Source organism: Soonwooa sp. T0.1_25 (assembly GCF_057652215.1).
The window spans coordinates 213,114-229,031 of record NZ_JBYFBZ010000001.1 but is presented as its reverse complement, the minus strand read 5'-3'; the positions used below and the strand labels follow the sequence as shown (position 1 = coordinate 229,031).

Here is a 15,918-nt window from a genome sequence, read left to right as displayed (position 1 = left end):
AAAAATCCGGAAGCATGATCCGGATTTTTTGTTTATTGAAACTGCTTTAGAAGTGCCGTTAATCTGTTAACATCGTGGACGCCACTTTCTTTGTACAGCATTTCTCCTTTTTTGAAAATTGCTAAAGTCGGCACACCACGAACACCGTATTGATTAGCCAAAGCTGGATATTGATCCACGTCGACTTTTATAATTCTGGCACCCTCACCAATATTTTCTTTTACTGTTGTCAACACCGAAGATTGAACTTTACAAGGTTGACACCAAGTCGCAAAAAAATCGATAAGAACAGGTCTTTCAGAGTCAATAATTTCTTGAAATTTTTGAGACATTTTATATATAATTAATTGTTAATAAATTTTTTAGCTTTATTTTCTTCTTGTATCGCTTTAACATTCTTCCAGCTCATACCCGAATACACATTTTTAATTCCGTGTTTGTTCAGAAGTTCCTTTGCGGATGCTGCTTGTTTCCCAGTATTACAGAAAACAACAATTTTATCTTTAGATTTTAAATCCTCAACTTGCGATTCCAAATCCTTCAAAGGAATATTGACAGCATTATCTGCTGTTCCTTCCGCATATTGCTCCGGAATCCTAACATCGATTAAAATTGTTTGTGGATCATTAACCAAAGATCTCATATCCACATTTTGTTCAGACACATTTGCATTAGATACTGTTTGGCAAGAAGTAAAACTTAAACCAACCAGCAATAACATCATCATTTTATACTTCATCCTAAAGCGTTTTCGACTGACAAACAAAATCCGTTGTCGCTACTTTTTCTGTTTTTTTAATTCCGTTAAAACCTCCTTCAACTTCAGTAAAGTTTCTGATGCCTCGCGCATTAAAAATACTAGCAGCAATCATACTTCTATAACCTCCCGCGCAATGTAAAAAGAAATGTTCGGTATCGTCAATGCTATCAACCCATTCGCTAATTTCGGCAAGCGGTCTGTGGTAGGCATCATTAATATGTTCTGCGGAATATTCTCCTATTTTTCTAACGTCAATAACTTTATCTTCCGTTTTGAAAGTGTCAGCAAATTCTTGCGGCGAAATTCTTTTAATCTCATCAATTTCGTTACCTGTGTTTTTCCAAGCTTCGAAACTTCCGTCCAAATAACCCAAAACATTGTCAAATCCAACGCGACTCAATCTCGTAATAACTTCTTCTTCTGTTCCGGCATCACTAACCAAAATAATCGGTTGTTTAACGTCAACAATCATCGCTCCTACCCAAGGCGCAAAATCGCCTTTCAAACCAATATTAATAGAATTCGGAATAAAACCTTTATGAAAATCTGCGGCACCTCTCGTGTCCAAAATCAACGCATCAGTATTTACTGCAATGGTTTCGAAGTCTTCAACAGACAAAGGATTCTTTCCTTTTTTCATAACATCATCAAAAGAAGCGTAACCGCCTTTATTCATCGCGACATTCATCCCAAAATATTTTGGCGGCGCCGAAAGTCCGTCCAAAACTTCAGTGATAAAACTTTCTTTATTTGGTTGATTAAGTGCGTAGTTTGTTCGTTTTTGATTGCCCAAAGTATCAACGGTCTCCTTTTGCATATTCTTCCCACAAGCCGAACCTGCACCGTGCGCTGGATACACTGTAATATCATCTGCAAGCGGCATAATTTTCTTTTGTAAACTGTCATATAACAAACCTGCCAACTCTTCTTGCGTCATACTCGCAGATTTTTGAGCCAAATCTGGACGACCTACATCACCTAAAAACAAGGTGTCTCCTGAGAAAATCGCTGTTTCTTTTCCATTTTCGTCAATCAAAAGATAAGTTGTACTTTCCATTGTGTGACCAGGCGTGTGAAGTGCTTTTATTTTCACTTTTCCGATTTCGAAAATTTGCTCATCACCAGCAATAATAGCATCAAACTCTGGCTTTGCTGTTGGTCCGTAAACAATTGGCGCACCCGTTTTTTGACTTAAATCCAAATGTCCAGACACAAAATCTGCATGGAAGTGCGTTTCAAAAATATATTTTAGTTTTACTTTATCTTTTTCTAAACGTACTATATAAGGCGATACCTCGCGAAGAGGATCAATAATTGCAGCTTCGTTTTCCGAAACAATATAATAAGCGCCTTGTGCCAAGCAACCGGTATAAATTTGTTCTACCTTCATATTTTCAGTTGTAAAATTTCTGTTTGTAGTGTTGCAAAAATCGTTCTTTAAACTTTAAAAATGTTAAAAATTAGGAATTGCAACAATCGATAGTGTCTATTTGGAATTAAAAAAAAGCTCTTACAGAATTTCTTTTATCGTATAAGACTGATTACCAAGCTCTACTCCATCTCCAATTTTATGATTTTCTAAACTCTTAAATGCGGGCGCCTCTGTAGAAAAACTAATGACAGATTGGTTTTCAAACTCGAATTTTGGGACAGAAAGTCCGACAAAGACAATTACACCATCCAGCACAACCAAACTACCTTTCTCAATTTCGGTGTGTGACAAATCTCTTTCAACCACCAAAAATCTCATTTCGTCTTGGGCTTTTTTCAAAAGTTGCTCAAAGCGAAGTTGCATATCTTTAGCTTGTACTTGTTGAGACAAATCATCAGGATCAATCGTGTTGTCTTCTTCCAAATCGGAAGCAGTCTCATAACGGTTTACGGAATATTTTAAATTATCAATTACTTTTTGTTGTTCATTGATAATGGCATCCATTATTGCTATTCTGTTCATCTTTAATTTTTTGGTATTTAACAAATTTAATAAAATAAAGCTAGATTAATATTGATTTACATCAAGCAAGCAATTTATTTATCCTTGCGGTTTTTAAGATGAAATTATTTACCTTTATCTTTTTATTTAAATTCAAACAAATGGCGGACAAAGGAAAATTTATTGAAGAACTTAACTCCAGATATAGCCCAAAAGGCGAACATATTATTTTAGGAAAAGCCATGTTAGATGGTGAAGTGTTACCTGAAGTTAACGTAACTATCCCTCTGAAAACCATTAACAGACATGGTCTAATTGCTGGAGCTACAGGAACTGGTAAAACTAAAACGCTTCAAGTTTTTGCTGAACAATTGTCACATGCTGGCATTCCGTCTTTGGTACTCGATATTAAAGGCGATTTCTCAGGAATTGCAGAAGCAGGAACTCGAAATGCCATTATCGACGAACGTTATAACAAAACTCAATTACCCTACGAGCCACAAGCTTTCCCTGTAGAATTGATGACAATTTCTGGCCAAAAAGGTGTTAAACTTCGTGCAACGGTAACAGAGTTTGGACCGATTTTGTTAAGTAAAATTTTAGGATTAAACGATACACAGCAAAGCATTATGTCCATCATTTTCAAATATTGTGATGATAAAGGCTTGCCATTAATTGATTTGGATGATCTTAAAAAAGTGCTACAATACGTCACTGACAATAAAGATGGCAAAGCAGAATTAGCAGCTAGCTACGGATCGATTGCGCCAGCTTCATTAGGAGCAATTTTGCGTTCTATTGTTGCTTTGGAGCAACAAGGCGCAACCTCTTTTTTTGGAGAACCAAGTTTTGACGTTCATGATTTGTTACAAACGAGAGATGGAAAAGGCGTGGTAAATATCTTAAGAGTTGCGAATATTCAAAATCAGCCACAGTTATTTTCTACATTTATGCTTTCGCTTTTTGCTGAAATCTATATGACTTTCCCAGAAGAAGGTGACAGTGGAAAACCAAAATTGGTTTTATTTATTGATGAAGCGCATTTAATTTTTAATGAAGCTTCCAAAACGCTTTTATCGCAAATTGAAACGATGGTAAAACTTATCCGATCAAAAGGTGTGGGGATTTATTTTATCACACAAATTCCGGGTGATGTGCCAGAAAATATCTTATCTCAATTAGGTTTAAAAATACAACATGCGTTAAGAGGTTTCACAGCAAAAGATAAAAAAGAAATAACAAAAGCGGTTGAAAACTATCCAACAACCGAATATTACAACGCTGCTAGTCTGATCCAGAATTTAGGAATTGGTGAAGCTTTTGTAACTGCCTTGGACGAAAAAGGTATTCCGACGCCATTAGTGCAGACTTATCTAATTTCGCCTGAATCGAGAATGGATGTTCTTAATGATGCCGAAGTTTTAGAACTGACAAGCAAATCGGCCATGGTTTCAAAATATGAGCAAAGCATTAATAAAGAATCAGCTTTTGAGATTTTAAGTCAAAGGATGAACCAAGCTGTTGAAGCTGCTACACCAACCCAAAAAACAAAACCGATAAAAGAAGAACCTGGCATGTTCGAATCTGTGATGAAATCGAGCGCAGGAAGAACCTTCACCAACACCTTAATGCGAGAAGGCGCAAAAGCGATCCTTGGGATGTTAGGCCTAGGTGGAAGAAGAAGATAAAATCCGTTTTTGGAAACGAAGAACTAGAATGTAGATGTATTCCGTAATAGATATAGAAAGTAATGGCGGACCGTACCGCAAAGAAAACATCATAGAAATTGCAATTTACCGATATGATGGTCACGAGATTATTGACCAGTTTATATCCTTGGTTAATCCCGAAGCAGATATCACGTCTTTTGTGCAAAAACTGACCGGAATTACACCAAATATGGTGAAAACTGCACCAAAATTCCATGAAATTGCAAAACGAATTGTAGAAATCACTCAAGATTCGACTTTGGTTGGGCATAATATTGAGTTCGATTATCGAATGTTGCGTCAATCATTCAAAAGACTTGGTTACGATTTCAAAATCAACACTTTAGACACAATTCCTTTAGCGAAAAAATTAATTCCAGACGAAAAAAGTTATTCATTAAGTAAACTTTGCAAGTCGATTGGTATTCCGTTATCGGAAGCGCATCGAGCAAGTGGCGATGCTAGAGCAACTTTAGATTTACTTAAACTACTGATTACCAAAGATAAAGATCACGAAATAATCGAGTCACAATTTGAGGAAAGTAAAGCACAAAACTACGTCAACAAAATAAAAGAGTTGACGGAAGATTTGCCCGCAGATCGCGGAATTATTTATTTTCAAAACAAAGACGGGAAAATTATTTTCTACGATTTGGTAGACAACATTTATAAAGCAGCAAAAAAAGTATTTAATTCTAATGCTAAAAAGTTAAAGCTTATCCAAACAGAAGTTGAGCAAATTCACTACGAATTAACTGGTAATGAAGTCATTGCACAACTTATTATGAAAACCAAAAACCTTAGTAAAGTACAAAAACTAAGTTTTGGATTATTTTTTAAAAACGGAAAATATAGTGTTGATAAATTTAATAAAGAAACAGAACCAAAACCTTTTTTAAAATTCAAAAGTTATACGCAAGGGCTCAAAGCTTTGAGTTTTATTAAAAACCAGAAAGAGCTTCACGACGTAGTTAATCTCACCAAAAAAATTGATCTAAAATCACGAAATGAGATTTGGACTTCACAAGGCAGACAACTTGGCGAACGAGTTTTTATAGTTTTTGAAAAGGGAAAACTAAAAGGTTTTGGCTTCTACGAGCTTTATCATCAAATCCAAACTTTGGACAAAATCAACAAATTGATTATTTCAATTTCTAGCGTTTCACCATATTTAAAAAACGAATTACAATTATCACTTCTGCGTGGTGACTTCGACATACAAGCACTTCCCCAGCACTGATTTTAGGTTTAATTTATATATTTCAAGTTTGTTTTGGTGTTTTTATCTAAAAATTGCCGAAATTTGCACGTTTATTTTTAAAAAAATATAGTATAATCCAATGACCAATCAAGATTTATTAAAAATTGCAGATGAGTTCGGTACACCTGTGTATGTGTACGATGTAGAATCGATAAAAGTCCAGTACGAAAAGTTGACTGGTTCTTTCTCGAAGAACACCCGATTTTTCTACGCTGCCAAGGCTTTGACCAACATTAATATCTTGAAATACGTTGAGAAACAAGGTGCTAGTCTCGATTGTGTTTCGATCAACGAGGTCAAACTTGGATTAAAAGCTGGTTTTTCATCAGACAGAATTCTCTTCACGCCAAATTGTGTTGACATTACAGAAATCGAGGAAGCAATGGCTTTTAACGTGCACATCAACATCGATAACATTTCGATTTTGGAACAATTCGGTAATAAGCACGGTGCCAACTATCCTATCTTTATCAGAATTAATCCGCACATTTTCGCTGGTGGAAATTATAAAATTTCGACAGGACATATCGATAGCAAATTCGGGATTTCGATCCACCAAATGCGCCACATTGAGCGTATTGTAAAGTCTACAAACATTAATGTAGAAGGACTTCACATGCACACAGGTAGCGAGATTAAAGATCCAGATGTGTTTTTGCAAGGTTTAGAAATTATGTTCGAACTAGCTGATCATTTTCCAAATCTAAAATACATCGACATGGGAAGTGGTTTCAAAGTGCCTTTCCAAGATGGTGATCTAGAAACGGATGTTAAATCTTTAGGAAAAAAGGTTGATAAAGCGATGAAGGATTACACCAAAGAAACAGGAAAAGAATTCCAACTTTGGTTTGAACCAGGGAAATATTTAGTAAGTCAAAGTGGACATTTTTTAGTAAAATCAAATGTTATTAAACAAACAACTGCAACGGTTTTTGTTGGTGTTAACTCTGGTTTCAATCATTTGATACGTCCAATGTTCTACGATGCATATCATAAAATCGAAAATCTATCAAATCCAAAAGGTCCAGAAAGAATCTATACAGTTGTCGGAAACATCTGTGAGACAGATACTTTCGCGTGGGATAGAAAACTTCACGAGGTTAGAGAAGGCGATGTTTTAGTGTTTAGAAATGCGGGTGCTTATGGTTTTGAAATGAGTTCAAATTTTAATTCAAGATTAAAGCCTGCGGAAGTGATGTTCTTGGATGGAAAAGCAACTTTGATAAGAAAACGTGAAGAATTTGAAGATTTATTAAAAAATCAAATCGAAGTTTTGTAAATTAGTTATATGAAACGATTAGCTTTAGTTTTTAGTTTGATTTCGGCTTTCTCTTTTGCGCAAACCGATGTTGAAGACCAAGCGCCAGAAAGTATGGTAAGCTTGCAAACAGCCCAAAATGTTATGACTTACGATCTGCGTGGTATTTATCAAATTGCTGATAAAACTTGCTCTGTTGACCAAGGTCATACTTTTAATTCTGTAAGATATTCTGAGGGTGAGCAACAATTAAATACAGACCTTAAGAAAAGAATTAATCAATATCTTAATTCGGATGCTTATGCAGCAGACGGACATTTTTATATTGACTTGACAATCAGTAAATCTGGTGATATTAAGCAAATTAATGTTGGTCCCGATGTTCCTAATACACGTTATTTTTATGATGATCTAAAATCTGCCGTAAAAAAAATAAAAGGAAAATGGATACCAGCAAGTTGCGACGCAACGCCGATAGAATCTAAAGTACGAGTTAAGCTACTTTTCGATTCTTTAGTTATCGACAACAATCCTAATTAATATAAAAGCTCGGTTAATCCGAGCTTTATTTTTTTAGTTCCACTAAATATTGATAATGATTGTCTTCGAAAAGGACTTTCATTTCCCAGCCCAATTCTTCTGAAACTTCTAGCAATTTATCTTGGTCAATATATAACCATTTGAAGAAATCTGTCTTAAGATTTTTATAGGAATAAGCGCATTCGACTTCACCGTAATATCGTTCTGGCAAAATATCATGTTCGTACATATAAATCGTATCAGACGAGTCAAAAACCAATCTTCCATCTTCGTTAAGAAGTTCTTCTGACTTTTTTAAAAATGTTTTTAAATTTTCAATTGTTCCGCAAAGTCCAATGCCATTCATTAAAAGTAAAATCGTATCGTATTTTTCCTCTGAATTAAACTTAAAAAAATCGGCACAAATTACATGTTTTACGCCACGAGATTCCATAACTCCACAAGCCGAGGGCGAAATTTCTAATGCTGAAACGTCGAATCCTTTCACTTGCAAAGCCAAAGCGTGAGACCCTGCGCCTGCGCCAACATCAAGAACGCGACCTTCACAATTTTCTAACGCAATATCCTCCAATTCTGGCATTTCGACCTCATTGCGGAAATACATCGAAATCGGCATTTCTACTTTCGGACCAAATTGATCATGAACATAAAGTTTTGATTTTAATTTTTTTTCGTAAAAATCTTTGATGGCCAAGCCTGGAAGATCTGTCATAAACTGAATTTGAAAGTGTAAAAATACTCAAATCAACTGAAATTATCTATCGAAAAACAAAGCTTAAAACTCAAAAATGAAATAGCTTTGCAAAGAAATTTAATCTAAATGAAAACAACTCTCATAACCGGCGCAACGTCAGGAATTGGTAAAGCAACCGCTTATCTTTTAGCACAACAAAAGCATCAACTTATCCTTTGTGGACGAAACGAAGCTGCTTTAGAAACGATAAAAAACGAACTTTCTCAACTAACCGAAGTTTGCACCTTAACATTTGATGTTCGTGATCGCAATCAGGTTGAAAATGCTTTTAAAAACATTCCTGATCATTTTAAAAACATTGATATTCTCATCAACAACGCTGGAAATGCGCATGGTTTGGACTCTTTAGAAAACGGAGATTTGGACGATTGGGATGCGATGATAGATGGTAATGTGAAAGGTTTGCTTTATGTTTCAAAACAAGTTATTCCGCAGATGAAAACTAGAAACTCTGGACATATCGTGAACATTTCGTCTGTTGCAGCAAGACAAACTTACGCAAACGGCGTTGTCTATTGTGCGAGCAAAAAAGCAGTTGATACCATTTCCGAAGGCATGCGAATCGAGCTGACAGAATTCGGGATTAAAGTGACCAATATTCAGCCAGGTGCTGTGGCTACAGATTTTTCTAAAATTCGTTTCAAAGGCGATGAGGAAAGAGCTGCAACGGTCTACGCAGGTTACGAAGCTTTGAAAGCCGAAGATATTGCAGATGCCATTTCTTATTGTATTAATGCTCCTGATCGTGTTTCGATTGCAGAACTTTGCATTTATCCAAAAGCGCAAGCAGAACCAAGAACGATTTACAAAAAGTAATGATTTACAAATATTTAAGTTTATTTATTTTAGTATTTAGTTTAAGTCTATTTTCGGCACAAACTTTAGATAGAACTTTAGAAATCAAAGTCAAAGCTTTGGATAGTTTGATGCAAACTAACAATCCTAATATTCTTAATTTGCTTGCTAAAGATGTTAGTTTTGGACATTCTAATGGCTGGATTCAAAATATTGACGATTTTAAAAAAGATATTATTTCTAAAAAAGTCGATTACAAATCTGTAAGTCAAACTGCGTTAAAAGAGTTTAAAACTTATAAAAAAACCGCTTCTATTCGCAGAATTGTTCATGTCGTCGGAACTTACAAAAGCTATGATTTTGCAATGGATTTGTCGGTTTTAGAAATTTGGATTAAAAAAGCTGGCGACTGGAAGTTGTGGTCACGACAAAGTGTGGAAATAAAAAACTAATTTTGACAAAGAATTTTACAAGATGACATTCGAACAAGATTTTAAGGACGCACTCGCCAATATTCCGGACAAGGAAAAGGATAAATTGATTTTAAGACTTTTAAAGAAGGATATTATTCTTGCTAAACGTCTTCAATACGAACTTTTGAGCGAAGAATCGGTTGAGGACAAACGCAACCAACTGCAAGAGATTCTTGACAAAAAAATTGAAAGCGCTATCAAACATTTTAAATCGCCAGGCTATCTGTCGATGGATGTTCGTTATATGAGCGGGATGATTACCGAACATGTCAAAATAACAAAAGACAAGTTTGGTGATATTTGGCTTAACCTTTACATGCTGACGAAACTTGTCCCAAATCTGGAAGAGCAACTTGCGTATTTCTCGAGAAGACAAGGCGAAAAATTCTACATTCCGGCTTTGGCAAGAATTTTTAAAATCTTAATGGCGATTGTAAAACTGCATGAAGATGATCAATATGAGTTTAAAGAAAATTTACAAATTCTCGGGAACAGCATTGGAGACAACGACAACTTTATGATGACCGCAATGCACCACGGTCTAGACATCAATTGGTTGACACAAAACAAGATTCCTGAAGATATTGCTGACATCCATAAAGAGATTAAAAACAATGGCTTTCTAAAGCTAAGTTAAACGATCAATTATTTACAAAAAATGAAAATTTTACATATCGAAACTTCTTCTAAAAACTGTTCTGTAGCTATTTCTGATAATGAAAAGTTACTTTGCCTTTGTGAGGAAGTTTCCGAAAATTATAAACAATCCGAAAGCCTACACACTTTTGTAGAATGGGCTTTGGAAGGTGCAGAAATTGAGCTAAAAGATCTCAACGCTGTGTGTCTTGGGAAAGGACCTGGCTCTTACACAGGATTAAGAATTGGTGCAGCTTCTGCAAAGGGATTTTGTTTTGGATTAAACCTTCCTCTGCTATCAATTAATTCTTTAGATAGCATGGTTGAAAAATTTGTCAATCAAGGATTTGACAAAATAATTCCGTTGATTGATGCGCGAAGAATGGAAGTCTACACCGCAGCTTATGACGGAAAGACTGGCAACGAAATTTCGGCAACCGAAGCTTTGGTTTTGGATGAAAATTCTTTCCAAGATTTAAAAGAAGAAAAAGTTTTATTTGTTGGTGATGGCGTGACAAAAGCACAAGACATTCTTAATCTTCCCAATGCTAGTTTTGATGCTACAATTTATCCATCAGCTCAATATTTAATTAAAAAAGCGGTGGAAAAATTTAATAATAAAGATTTTGAAGATGTTGCTTATTTTGAACCATTTTATCTAAAAGATTTTCATGGTGTCAAAAGAGCCGATCGCATAAAAAAATCCTGAGCCACAACTCAGGATTTTGTTTTTATTTTTTAGAAATTTTATAAAGTTTTCCGCTGTCCGTAATGGCGTAAAGCGATCCATCTTTTGCATCCAAGACATCTCGAAAACGTTCGCCATCATCTTCTAATAGGCGTTCTTCTCCAACAACTTTATTATCTTTAATGACGATTCTGTCGATATGTTCGCCGCTGAGACAAGCGATAAACAGATTGTTTTTCCATTCGTCAATAGAGCCTGTGTAAAACGTAATTCCGCTCGGAGAAATCACTGGATCCCAATAATAAACGGGCTGCTCCATACCTTCTTTCTGAGAAATATGTTTTCCGATATTATCACCGCTATATTCGATGCCATAGGTAATTGTTGGCCAGCCGTAATTTTTTGCGGGTTTTATTAAATTAATTTCGTCGCCACCGCGTGGTCCAAATTCGGAGTTCCAAAGTTCTCCTGTCGAAGGATCGATCGCCAAACCTTGTACATTGCGATGTCCATAAGAATAGATTTCGGGTTTTGCATCTTTACTATGGAGGAAAGGATTTCCTGCAGCTGGTTTCCCGTCTTTTGTAATTCTAACAATTTTTCCGAGATAGGTTGTTAAATCTTGTGCCAAAGGTCGCGTAACTTTATCAGAACGCTCGCCTGTGCTCACAAAAAGATTTCCGTCTTTATCAAAAACGATACGACTTCCATAATGCAATTTGCCATCATAAGAAGGCGTTGCTCGAAAAATAACTTGGGGATTTTCAATTTTGGACTCGTCGGCAGAAAGTTTTCCTTTCGCAACTGATGTTAAATTTCCTTTCTCGAAAGGTTCGGAAAAAGTCCAAAAAATCATTTTATTATTTTGATAATCAGGATCGACTGCAACATCCAAAAGTCCGCCTTGCCCCGATGCATCAACTTTTGGAAAACCTTGAATTTTTTTGTTCGTTTTTCCATCAGCGCCAACCAAATTAACAAAGCCTGACTTTTCAGTTACCAAAAATCGTCCGTCAGGAAGTTGGGCTATTCCCCAAGGTTTTCCTAAAGAAGAATTGAGAACTTCGCTTTTATATTCGGTTTTGGATCTAACGGCAGGAATTCTTGTTTGTCCCGGAAATGCTGGCTCCAGATCCACAGAGTTTGGTTTCCCAGTTTCGACAGACTTTGTTGCGTTAGATTTATTTTGGGATTTGGAGTCGCAGGAACATAAAAAACTTAAGGCAACAACTGCAAATATTTTATAATTGATTTTCATAATTTTAAGTTTAAAATTTAACATTCCAAAAGCATGATTCGTAAAGTTAGTTATTTTTTATTTTTTCGATTTAAACTTAAAAAAACAGATAGAATTTCATTTAACAATAAAAACAAAAAAGCCCCGAAAAATCGAGGCTTATTAATTTTAAATATAAAAACTAAAGTTTAGTTTTTAATTACTTTAAGTGTTTGCGATTGTCCATCAGCAAGCTCACCTTAAGAAGATAAGTTCCTTGCGCCAATTGTGACATATTAAGTTTCGCATCTTTAATCTGAGATTTTGAAGAAACGATTTGTCCAGCAATATTATAAACAACAACTTGTTTGATTTCTTTTTTCGTATTGAAATTAACAACATCTTTAACTGGGTTTGGATAGCATGTTAATCTTTCAGTTTTAACATCAGAAGTTGCTATTACCGAACATTCGATACCGTAAATTAATTCTTGAGGAATTGTAATCCAAATGCCTGGCGCAGGCCTAATTGCCATACCAGCACCAATGTTACTTGGCCCTGTAATTTGTCAACCACCAGTATTAGAATCTACCGACATCCAATAAGTTTTGTTTAGCATCTAGAGTCATCGGCGTGTCAAAACCTAAAATAAAATTATAAACGTCATGACCTTCAGCATTTCCCACTAATGCTTTCCCTTTAATGCTTGCTGTTAAAGATTTTAACTCAGTCCCTGGAACATTGTTGTCTGCGTTATCATATAACTTAACCGTAAAAGTTGGCGTCGCAGTAGCATCCGTTTCATAAACGTTAATATTAACACCATAAGCTGTAAAACCTTGTGCACCAACTGGAATATCAAATGCTGATTTTGTCGATCCGAAAACCGCTGAACCACCAAAATTATCTGCTGTTACTTTTTGCTCTGCACAAGAAAGAGAAGTTGGTAACTTAACCATAAACGGAACATATTCATGTTCGGCATTATAGGCATTCCCAATAATCAATTTACCATTTACATTTCTTGCCATCCAACAACAGTCGAACCATCTGCACTTATACCATTGGCTCTTGTATTACGTTCTGCAATAGAACTTCCCAAATTAACCAAACCTGTAGCTGTAATCCACTTGAAGGCGTTCATATTCATATTATTAATCCATCCGCCACCAACAATCGCAATACCGTCCGCCGAAATAGCAAAAGGTGCAGTTGTATTGCCATCAATAGCAGCGCCCATTCCTCCAATAAAGTCATATTGTTTTGTTACGGGATTATAAGTTGCTACTTCTACTTGATTAGTCTGCGGGTTAGTTGCTGCTAAAGCATAGACAGATTCATTGGCTGACAAAGAAGGATTACCAGGAATACGGCTGTCATTCGATAAAGAATCTATCATTTTAAACCTTGTTGCTCTGTCCACGTATAATTGGCTTTATTTGCTTTTAAAAGAACTAAACCATCATTACTAACTTTTGACGCGTAAGTGACTGGTCCTGTGTCTCCTTTAGGGATTTCAAAAACTTGGGCATTCGCAATGCCACCTAATAATGCAAAACTCAAAACTGAAAGTTTTACATTTCGTAAATAAAGGTATTTCATAAAAATTTTTTGTTGGCATAAAAGGTTATATTTTTAAGAATTTAGCATCAAAAAAAAATAATATTTTAACATACTATGACTAAATAACATTATATATAATTAAAATAACATACTTCTAATTATTACTAAACTAAACATAAGTAATCTTCATTCGCAATTAATATAAACATTCAACTGTATTTAACAGAATATTGTTTTTAAAAATCTGTGTGAAATTAATCACTTTTAAAACCAAGAAGAACTTAGCTAAAATAATTTTCAAAAGAAAAATTGCTTTTCGTAATTTTGATGTATGAATTTTAAACTTCAATCTGAATATCAACCGACTGGTGATCAACCACAAGCCATCGAAAAACTGGTAAAAGGCCTCCAAATTGGTGAAAAATATCAAACGCTACTCGGCGTAACGGGTTCTGGTAAAACCTTTACCATCGCAAATGTTGTCAACCAAATCCAACGGCCGACGATTGTCTTGGCGCATAATAAGACTTTGGCGGCACAGCTTTTTATGGAGTTTAAAGAGTTTTTTCCAGATAATGCGGTAGAATACTTTGTAAGTTACTACGACTATTATCAACCAGAAGCCTATATTGCAACGACTGGAACATACATCGAAAAAGACCTCAGCATCAACGAAGAAGTTGAAAAGCTTCGTCTATCGGCAACCGCTTCCCTACTTTCGGGACGTCGCGATGTGTTGATTGTCGCTTCTGTATCGTGTATTTATGGTATCGGAAATCCAACCGAATTTCATAAATCTTTGATTACAATTGAGAAAAATGAAAAAATATCAAGAACCAAACTTCTTCACTCGTTAGTTAACGCATTATATTCTAGAGCTTTAAATGATTTTCAGCGAGGAACTTTCCGAGTAAAAGGTGATGTTGTAGACATTTTTCCAGCTTATGCAGATAACGCAGTTAGAATTCAATTCTTCGGTGACGAAATTGAAAAAATCCAAAGCTTTGACCCTGTAAATGGAAATGTAGAAGCTAATTTTGAACAAATTAATATCTATCCTGCGAATCTGTTTGTTACTTCACCAGAAACCATGCAAGGTGCGATTCGAGATATACAGGATGACTTGGTTAAGCAAGTTGATTTTTTTAATTCGATCGAAAAACCTTTAGAAGCAAAACGTTTACAAGAGCGTACAGAATTAGATTTAGAAATGATAAAAGAACTTGGTTACTGTTCTGGTATCGAAAATTATTCTCGTTATATGGATGGCAGATTGCCTGGATCTCGACCTTTCTGTCTCCTGGACTACTTCCCGAAAGATTTTTTGATGGTTATTGATGAGAGCCATGTAACCATTCCTCAAGTTCATGCGATGTATGGCGGCGACCGAAGTCGCAAAGAATCTTTGGTTGAATATGGCTTCCGTTTGCCTGCAGCGATGGACAATCGTCCGTTGAAGTTTCCTGAGTTTGAACAAATGCAAAATCAGGTTATTTATGTATCAGCAACGCCAGCAGATTATGAATTAGAGAAAACTGGTGGTGAATATATCGAGCAAATTATCCGTCCGACTGGACTTTTAGACCCAATAATTGAAGTAAGACCAAGCCTTAATCAAATTGATGATTTAATTGAAGAAATACAAAAAAGATCAGAAGTTGATGAGCGAACTTTGGTAACAACTTTAACCAAAAAAATGGCGGAAGAGCTCACCAAATATTTCACAAAATTCGGAATAAGAACACGTTACATTCACTCTGATGTAGAAACACTTGAACGTATCCAGATTATGCAGGATTTGCGTTTAGGTCTTTTCGACGTGTTGATTGGTGTTAATTTATTAAGAGAAGGCTTGGATTTACCAGAAGTATCGTTGGTTGCGATTTTGGATGCAGATAAAGAAGGTATGTTAAGAAGTCGCCGATCGATGATACAAACTGTTGGTCGTGCAGCAAGAAATGTAAATGGTAAAGCGATTATGTATGCGGATAAAATAACAAAATCGATGCAAGCTACTATCGATGAAACCTTGTATCGACGCGAAAAACAAATCCGTTATAATGAAATAAACGGTCTGGTACCAACTGCCTTGAATAAAAAAATTAGTGAAAATCTTGTAGGTAGGAGCAAAGATTTCCCTGATGAAAAATACACTCAAAAATCTATATTACAAGAAGTTGCAGAAGTTAAAGCAACCTATGCGAATGAAGATATTCAGAAATTAATTGAGCAAAAACAAAAAGAAATGGAAGAAGCTGCCAAGAAATTAGACTTTATTGCTGCAGCCAAATTGCGTGACGAAATTACAGCTCTGAAAGCTTAATTGATTTAA

Annotated in this window: 19 protein-coding genes; 9 read left to right on the top strand and 10 right to left on the bottom strand. The window is 35.5% G+C overall.

All coding sequences use genetic code 11. The features are described from left to right. Window positions 1-32: 32 nt before the first annotated feature. The 4 genes from AC23MB_RS01125 to AC23MB_RS01110 form a co-directional block, all read right to left on the bottom strand. Complete coding sequence (locus AC23MB_RS01125; protein WP_300673561.1) at window positions 33-332, bottom strand: thioredoxin family protein; 300 nt, start codon at window positions 330-332, stop codon at window positions 33-35. 11 nt (window positions 333-343) lie between these two features. Beyond that, window positions 344-739: a rhodanese-like domain-containing protein gene (locus tag AC23MB_RS01120; RefSeq protein WP_312322061.1), complete on the bottom strand. Its 396-nt coding sequence runs from the start codon at window positions 737-739 to the stop codon at window positions 344-346. 1 nt (window position 740) lies between these two features. Beyond that, a complete protein-coding gene (locus AC23MB_RS01115) occupies window positions 741-2,150 on the bottom strand; it encodes an MBL fold metallo-hydrolase (RefSeq protein ID WP_487786315.1) in 1,410 nt (469 codons plus the stop codon). A 120-nt stretch (window positions 2,151-2,270) separates the two neighbouring features. Further along, a complete protein-coding gene (locus tag AC23MB_RS01110) occupies window positions 2,271-2,714 on the bottom strand; it encodes a hypothetical protein (RefSeq protein ID WP_487786314.1) in 444 nt (147 codons plus the stop codon). A 140-nt stretch (window positions 2,715-2,854) separates the two neighbouring features. Between AC23MB_RS01110 and AC23MB_RS01105 the strand changes: the two genes are divergently transcribed. From AC23MB_RS01105 to AC23MB_RS01090, 4 genes are all read left to right on the top strand, one after another. Next, entirely contained in the window at window positions 2,855-4,381 is a 1,527-nt protein-coding gene (locus AC23MB_RS01105; protein ID WP_487786313.1) for a helicase HerA-like domain-containing protein, read from the top strand. Window positions 4,382-4,415: 34 nt separating this feature from the next. Further along, on the top strand, window positions 4,416-5,642 hold the full coding sequence (locus AC23MB_RS01100) for a 3'-5' exonuclease (protein WP_487786312.1): 1,227 nt from the start codon (window positions 4,416-4,418) through the stop codon (window positions 5,640-5,642). 100 nt (window positions 5,643-5,742) lie between these two features. Continuing rightward, window positions 5,743-6,942, top strand: coding sequence for a diaminopimelate decarboxylase (lysA, locus tag AC23MB_RS01095; RefSeq protein WP_487786311.1), 1,200 nt, complete (start codon window positions 5,743-5,745; stop codon window positions 6,940-6,942). A 9-nt stretch (window positions 6,943-6,951) separates the two neighbouring features. Beyond that, complete coding sequence (locus tag AC23MB_RS01090) at window positions 6,952-7,461, top strand: hypothetical protein (protein ID WP_487786310.1); 510 nt, start codon at window positions 6,952-6,954, stop codon at window positions 7,459-7,461. Window positions 7,462-7,486: 25 nt separating this feature from the next. Here the strand turns inward: AC23MB_RS01090 and AC23MB_RS01085 are convergent, their stop codons facing one another. Further along, window positions 7,487-8,173, bottom strand: a complete 687-nt coding sequence (locus AC23MB_RS01085; protein ID WP_487786309.1) for a class I SAM-dependent methyltransferase — start codon at window positions 8,171-8,173, stop codon at window positions 7,487-7,489. A gap of 108 nt (window positions 8,174-8,281) precedes the next feature. Between AC23MB_RS01085 and AC23MB_RS01080 the strand changes: the two genes are divergently transcribed. From AC23MB_RS01080 to tsaB, 4 genes are read left to right on the top strand one after another with little or no spacing between them, the layout of a single operon-like run. Then, the gene (locus tag AC23MB_RS01080) at window positions 8,282-9,031 is read left to right on the top strand and encodes an SDR family NAD(P)-dependent oxidoreductase (RefSeq protein ID WP_312322052.1); all 750 of its coding nucleotides are present in this window, start codon (window positions 8,282-8,284) and stop codon (window positions 9,029-9,031) included. Continuing rightward, on the top strand, window positions 9,031-9,462 hold the full coding sequence (locus tag AC23MB_RS01075) for a nuclear transport factor 2 family protein (protein WP_487786308.1): 432 nt from the start codon (window positions 9,031-9,033) through the stop codon (window positions 9,460-9,462). The genes AC23MB_RS01080 and AC23MB_RS01075 overlap by 1 nt, the downstream gene beginning before the upstream one ends. A gap of 22 nt (window positions 9,463-9,484) precedes the next feature. Further along, the gene (locus AC23MB_RS01070) at window positions 9,485-10,120 is read left to right on the top strand and encodes a hypothetical protein (RefSeq protein WP_487786307.1); all 636 of its coding nucleotides are present in this window, start codon (window positions 9,485-9,487) and stop codon (window positions 10,118-10,120) included. A 21-nt stretch (window positions 10,121-10,141) separates the two neighbouring features. Then, window positions 10,142-10,828: a tRNA (adenosine(37)-N6)-threonylcarbamoyltransferase complex dimerization subunit type 1 TsaB gene (gene tsaB, locus AC23MB_RS01065; protein ID WP_487786306.1), complete on the top strand. Its 687-nt coding sequence runs from the start codon at window positions 10,142-10,144 to the stop codon at window positions 10,826-10,828. 22 nt (window positions 10,829-10,850) lie between these two features. Here the strand turns inward: tsaB and AC23MB_RS01060 are convergent, their stop codons facing one another. The 5 genes from AC23MB_RS01060 to AC23MB_RS01040 form a co-directional block, all read right to left on the bottom strand. Then, a complete protein-coding gene (locus tag AC23MB_RS01060) occupies window positions 10,851-12,065 on the bottom strand; it encodes a PQQ-dependent sugar dehydrogenase (protein WP_312323002.1) in 1,215 nt (404 codons plus the stop codon). A 178-nt stretch (window positions 12,066-12,243) separates the two neighbouring features. After that, window positions 12,244-12,558 carry a T9SS type A sorting domain-containing protein gene (locus tag AC23MB_RS01055; protein ID WP_312323001.1) on the bottom strand — a complete coding sequence of 105 codons (315 nt, stop codon included), beginning with the start codon at window positions 12,556-12,558 and terminating at the stop codon, window positions 12,244-12,246. 46 nt (window positions 12,559-12,604) lie between these two features. Further along, window positions 12,605-13,054, bottom strand: a complete 450-nt coding sequence (locus AC23MB_RS01050; protein WP_312323000.1) for a hypothetical protein — start codon at window positions 13,052-13,054, stop codon at window positions 12,605-12,607. Further along, on the bottom strand, window positions 13,039-13,422 hold the full coding sequence (locus AC23MB_RS01045; protein ID WP_312322999.1) for a hypothetical protein: 384 nt from the start codon (window positions 13,420-13,422) through the stop codon (window positions 13,039-13,041). The genes AC23MB_RS01050 and AC23MB_RS01045 overlap by 16 nt, the downstream gene beginning before the upstream one ends. Beyond that, window positions 13,419-13,625 carry a hypothetical protein gene (locus tag AC23MB_RS01040; RefSeq protein ID WP_312322998.1) on the bottom strand — a complete coding sequence of 69 codons (207 nt, stop codon included), beginning with the start codon at window positions 13,623-13,625 and terminating at the stop codon, window positions 13,419-13,421. Before AC23MB_RS01040 ends, AC23MB_RS01045 begins: the two co-directional genes overlap by 4 nt. 292 nt (window positions 13,626-13,917) lie before the next feature. On the opposite strand from AC23MB_RS01040, the gene uvrB reads away from it, so the two are divergent. Beyond that, complete coding sequence (gene uvrB, locus AC23MB_RS01035; RefSeq protein WP_487786305.1) at window positions 13,918-15,909, top strand: excinuclease ABC subunit UvrB; 1,992 nt, start codon at window positions 13,918-13,920, stop codon at window positions 15,907-15,909. Window positions 15,910-15,918: the final 9 nt, after the last annotated feature.

Excerpts from the sequence above, each read along its gene's own strand:
- tsaB (WP_487786306.1), top strand. The coding sequence starts at position 10,142 with ATGAAAATTTTACATATCGAAACTTCTTCTAAAAACTGTTCTGTAGCT.
- AC23MB_RS01110 (WP_487786314.1), bottom strand. The coding sequence starts at position 2,714 with ATGAACAGAATAGCAATAATGGATGCCATTATCAATGAACAACAAAAA.
- AC23MB_RS01115 (WP_487786315.1), bottom strand. The coding sequence starts at position 2,150 with ATGAAGGTAGAACAAATTTATACCGGTTGCTTGGCACAAGGCGCTTAT.
- AC23MB_RS01125 (WP_300673561.1), bottom strand. The coding sequence starts at position 332 with ATGTCTCAAAAATTTCAAGAAATTATTGACTCTGAAAGACCTGTTCTT.
- AC23MB_RS01045 (WP_312322999.1), bottom strand. The coding sequence starts at position 13,422 with ATGATAGATTCTTTATCGAATGACAGCCGTATTCCTGGTAATCCTTCT.
- AC23MB_RS01075 (WP_487786308.1), top strand. The coding sequence starts at position 9,031 with ATGATTTACAAATATTTAAGTTTATTTATTTTAGTATTTAGTTTAAGT.
- AC23MB_RS01100 (WP_487786312.1), top strand. The coding sequence starts at position 4,416 with ATGTATTCCGTAATAGATATAGAAAGTAATGGCGGACCGTACCGCAAA.
- AC23MB_RS01085 (WP_487786309.1), bottom strand. The coding sequence starts at position 8,173 with ATGACAGATCTTCCAGGCTTGGCCATCAAAGATTTTTACGAAAAAAAA.
- AC23MB_RS01105 (WP_487786313.1), top strand. The coding sequence starts at position 2,855 with ATGGCGGACAAAGGAAAATTTATTGAAGAACTTAACTCCAGATATAGC.
- AC23MB_RS01055 (WP_312323001.1), bottom strand. The coding sequence starts at position 12,558 with ATGGCAATTAGGCCTGCGCCAGGCATTTGGATTACAATTCCTCAAGAA.
- AC23MB_RS01050 (WP_312323000.1), bottom strand. The coding sequence starts at position 13,054 with ATGGCAAGAAATGTAAATGGTAAATTGATTATTGGGAATGCCTATAAT.
- AC23MB_RS01090 (WP_487786310.1), top strand. The coding sequence starts at position 6,952 with ATGAAACGATTAGCTTTAGTTTTTAGTTTGATTTCGGCTTTCTCTTTT.
- uvrB (WP_487786305.1), top strand. The coding sequence starts at position 13,918 with ATGAATTTTAAACTTCAATCTGAATATCAACCGACTGGTGATCAACCA.
- AC23MB_RS01040 (WP_312322998.1), bottom strand. The coding sequence starts at position 13,625 with ATGAAATACCTTTATTTACGAAATGTAAAACTTTCAGTTTTGAGTTTT.
- AC23MB_RS01080 (WP_312322052.1), top strand. The coding sequence starts at position 8,282 with ATGAAAACAACTCTCATAACCGGCGCAACGTCAGGAATTGGTAAAGCA.
- AC23MB_RS01120 (WP_312322061.1), bottom strand. The coding sequence starts at position 739 with ATGAAGTATAAAATGATGATGTTATTGCTGGTTGGTTTAAGTTTTACT.
- AC23MB_RS01060 (WP_312323002.1), bottom strand. The coding sequence starts at position 12,065 with ATGAAAATCAATTATAAAATATTTGCAGTTGTTGCCTTAAGTTTTTTA.
- AC23MB_RS01070 (WP_487786307.1), top strand. The coding sequence starts at position 9,485 with ATGACATTCGAACAAGATTTTAAGGACGCACTCGCCAATATTCCGGAC.
- lysA (WP_487786311.1), top strand. The coding sequence starts at position 5,743 with ATGACCAATCAAGATTTATTAAAAATTGCAGATGAGTTCGGTACACCT.